This is a genomic window from Xanthobacter sp. BG11Y11_SDJG (assembly GCF_057364445.1).
This window is the reverse complement of the sequence record NZ_JBNFNU010000508.1, coordinates 1-2,563: the sequence shown is the minus strand read 5'-3', so window position 1 is coordinate 2,563 and position 2,563 is coordinate 1. Positions and strand designations below refer to the sequence as shown.

The 2,563-nt window shown below is 71.7% G+C and carries 2 protein-coding genes and 1 pseudogene; 1 reads left to right on the top strand and 2 read right to left on the bottom strand.

Translation table 11 applies throughout. From position 1 onward, the window contains the following. Together AC2W7M_RS23625 and ltnD are read right to left on the bottom strand one after the other, a co-directional pair. On the bottom strand, window positions 1-562 hold a 562-nt coding region (locus AC2W7M_RS23625), incomplete at its 3' end, for a four-carbon acid sugar kinase family protein (RefSeq protein ID WP_486135384.1). A gap of 65 nt (window positions 563-627) precedes the next feature. Further along, entirely contained in the window at window positions 628-1,512 is an 885-nt protein-coding gene (gene ltnD, locus AC2W7M_RS23620) for an L-threonate dehydrogenase (RefSeq protein WP_486135382.1), read from the bottom strand. 236 nt (window positions 1,513-1,748) lie between these two features. Between ltnD and otnC the strand changes: the two are divergent. Continuing rightward, a pseudogene (gene otnC / locus AC2W7M_RS23615) lies at window positions 1,749-2,393 on the top strand (3-oxo-tetronate 4-phosphate decarboxylase); the annotation flags it as partial. Between the last annotated feature and the right edge of the window lie 170 nt (window positions 2,394-2,563).

Below are 2,563 nucleotides of genomic sequence, written 5' to 3'. Positions count from 1 at the left end.
CGAGCCGCGCCCGCAGCCGGTCCGCGCCGGCGGCGACGTCGGGGAGGGCGGCGAGGCCGATCCGGGTCGCGCTCTGCCGCCCGAGCACGCGGACGAGGTTGGGGTCATGCATGGGGTTGAGGGGATGGTCCTTCAGCGGGCTTTCGCTGAGCAGCACGCCGCCGACGAACAGATGGCCCTGATAGACGGTGCGTCCGGTCTCCGGGAAGGCCGGCGAGACCAGCACCATCGCCGCGCCCGCATCGGCGGCGAGCGCGTCCATCACGGGGCCGATATTGCCGGCGTCGGTGGAATCGAAGGTGGAGCAAATCTTGTACATTACGTGCCCGGCCCCGCGCCGGCGCAGCCAGCGGTCCGCCGCGCGGGCCCGGGCCACCGCCTGCGCCGCGGGAACCGAGCGGATCTTCAGCGACACCACCACCGCCTCCGCCGCGCCGAGATCCATGTCGTCGGACGGGATCCCGATCGTCTGCACCGTGCGCAGACCGTTGCGCGCCAGCGTATTGGCGAGATCGGAGGCGCCGGTATAGTCGTCGGCGATGCAGCCCAGCGAAAGCGTCACGATGCGACTCCCGGTGTCGGCGGATGGCAATGCGGACCGGCGCTCGGCTCCGCGGCGCGCGCGGCTCAGGCTTCCGGCAGCTTGGTGCCGGTAATCCGGGCATAGAGGCGGGCGACGGATGCGTCGTCGTCCCGTCCCATTCCGGCGGCGGAGGTGGCGAGAAACATCTGCAGCGCCGCGGATGCCACCGGCACCGGGAATTTCGCGCTCCGCGCCATGTCCTGGATGATGCCGAGATCCTTCACGAAGATGTCGACCGCGCTGCGCGGCGCGTAGTCGCCGGCGAGCATGTAGGGCACGCGGTTCTCGAACATCCAGCTGTTGCCGGCCGATGCGGTGATGACCTCATAGACCTTCTGAAGGTCGAGGCCCTGCCGCGCGGCGAAAGCCACGGCCTCGCTGGCGGCGGCGACGTGCACGCCGGCGAGCAATTGGTTGATCATCTTGAAGGCAGCACCCTGGCCGGGCGCGTCGCCGAGGACGTAGAGCTTGGCGGCCATGGCATCCAGCCCCGGCTTCGCCTTCGCGAACGCGGCGGAACTGCCGGAAGCGAGGATGGTCAGCGCCCCCTCGGCCGCACGCTTGGCGCCGCCCGAGATGGGGGCGTCGAGATAGTGCCGGCCGGTGGCCTCCAGCCGCGCCGCGAGGCTGCGCGCCAGGTCCGGGTCCATGGTGGCGGCGGAGACGAACACCGCACCCTGCGGCAGGGTTCCGCGACCCCTGGGACCGAACAGGATGGCCTCGGTCTGGGCGGCGTTGACCACCACGCTGACCACCAGGTCGGCCCCTTCGGCCGCCTGCGCCGCGTTGCCGCGCCCCGGCCGCCGCGCGGCGAAACGCGCCACCACCGTCGCATCCACATCGCAGCCGGCGACGTCGAGGCCGCCGCGCAGCATCGATTGCGCCATGCCGTAGCCCATGGAGCCGAGACCGATCACACCCGCGCTCACACCAGCGCTCACCCCCGCGCCCGCGGCGCCCCGCGGTCCTGCCGCATCATCCACCGGATCGACCATCGCGTTTCCCCCTTTGCGGCCGCCCGTCGCGGAGCAGCTCTTCCGGCTCATTCTTAAGAGCCTGCCGGCGGACGATCAAATCGTTTCAAGCGCCGGCCGCGGCGGCGCTTGCCAAGGCGGCCGCGCTTCGCTTTGGTGCATCAGCGCGCGGGAAGGGGAGGCGGGCCAGCATGGACGAGACCAGACTGCGGGAGGACATCTGCCGCTTCGGCCGGTCCCTGTTCGAGCGCGGGCTCACGCCCGGCTCCTCGGGCAATATCAGCCTGAGGCTCGATGACGGCGGATGGCTGGTGACGCCCACCAACGCCTCCCTCGGCTTCCTCGACCCTGCCCGCATCTCCCGGCTGGATGCCGCAGGCCGGCTGCTCGGCGGCGACAAGCCCACCAAGGAGATCCCGCTGCACGCCGCGCTCTACGAGACGCGCGGCGCGGCGCGGGCCATCGTCCATCTGCACTCCACCCATGCGGTGGCGCTGTCCCTGCTGCCCGAGATCGACCCGCGCGCGGCGCTGCCGCCCCTGACGCCCTATTATCTGATGCGCGCCGGCCAGACCGCTTTGCTGCCCTATTACCGGCCCGGCGATCCGGCGGTCGCCGACGCCATCCGGGGCCTCGCCGGCCGCTATGCGTCCGTGCTGCTCGCCAATCACGGGCCGGTGGTGGCCGGGGACACGCTGGAGGCGGCGGTGTTCGCCAGCGAGGAGCTGGAGGAGACGGCGAAGCTCTATCTGCTGCTGCGCGGCCTCAACCCGCGCTATCTCTCGCCGGCGCAGGTGGACGATCTGGTGAAGACCTTCGGACTGACCCTGCCGGCACCGGACGCCCTTTGCGGGGGGCACGGGCCACGATCATGCCGGGGCATGCCCCCTCCCGGCACGGGCCCGGCAGGACTGAGGCCGACAAAACGAAAACGGCCGCCCGGCCGGGGGGCGCGTTCTGGGGGCAGGGATCAGATCAGTAGACGCCGGCGCTGCGGGGCGGGGCT